2 protein-coding genes are annotated in these 952 nt (G+C 51.3%); both read right to left on the bottom strand.

Annotated features, from left to right (window positions below):
* Positions 1–19 precede the first annotated feature (19 nt).
* Positions 20–802 carry an IS630 family transposase gene (locus QD47_RS29530; protein WP_152643920.1) on the bottom strand — a complete coding sequence of 261 codons (783 nt, stop codon included), beginning with the start codon at positions 800–802 and terminating at the stop codon, positions 20–22.
* Positions 691–952, bottom strand: a 262-nt coding sequence (locus tag QD47_RS29535; RefSeq protein ID WP_161797225.1) for a helix-turn-helix domain-containing protein, incomplete at its 5' end; no start/stop codon positions are given. The genes QD47_RS29535 and QD47_RS29530, both read right to left, overlap by 112 nt.

Raw genomic sequence — 952 nt, forward strand, 5'->3', positions numbered from 1 at the left:
TACTAGTACCTTGGCCGAATCAAATTTCAGGATAGAGGTGCTTTAATTTCCCTCTCGCTTGCTCAGTTGTAAATTGCCAATCGACCGATTTCTGTGCCTGGTTACGTTCGACTTCCCATGCCGTGACCTCACGCTGCAATTCTTCCATCGAGGCGATTCGTCGGCTCAGACACTGGATGGTCAGAGCGCTCAGTTCAATTTCAGCCATGTTGAGCCAACTTCCATGTTTAGGGGTGTAATGAATTTCTAATCGTTTCGCAAGGGACAACGCCTGCTCTGGCGCAAACGTTTCATACAAGGACGAAATCGTATGCGTGTTCAAGTTATCCATGACGAGCCGAACCCACTGCGCCCTTGGATAATGGACTTCTAGTAGCTCTTGAACTTGTAGCGACCAATCGACTTTGGTTCGTCTCTCGCTGGCTTGGACATGACGCCATCCGGCCAGAGGTTCTGTGAACATAAACAGGCTACAACTTCCTTTGCGCACATACTCGTAATCCTCGCGGCGTACTTGTCCCGGCTTCATTTGTTGCGCAGGTCGGGAATGATCCAACAGTTGCACCGGCTGTTCATCCATACAGATCAGCGGGATTTCAGGATCATAGGGAAGAGCGTAGGTTTCCAAGATGTCTTCCATCCGAGCGACGAACTCACTGCTGGATTTGGCGGGAATGCACCATTGTTTTTTCAGATGAGGCTTAAGTTTTGTTTTTTTAACGTCGTCCGAATCGTTTCCCGTCCTACCGATTCCAGAATATTCAGTTCGATCACCCGGCGAGTGAGCAGACGAACGGTCCAGCGAGCATACCCCTCAGGCGGCTCAGAACAGGCTAACGCAATGATTCGGGCTTCCACTTCACCGGTCACCTGCGAAGGACGTGCCGGTTCGGCTCGCTTGCGGTAGCTCAGCGTCTCATGAAGGCCGCGGGTACAGTAATCCTTCACCGTG

This window comes from Paenibacillus terrae (assembly GCF_000943545.1).
Classification (GTDB): domain Bacteria; phylum Bacillota; class Bacilli; order Paenibacillales; family Paenibacillaceae; genus Paenibacillus; species Paenibacillus terrae_A.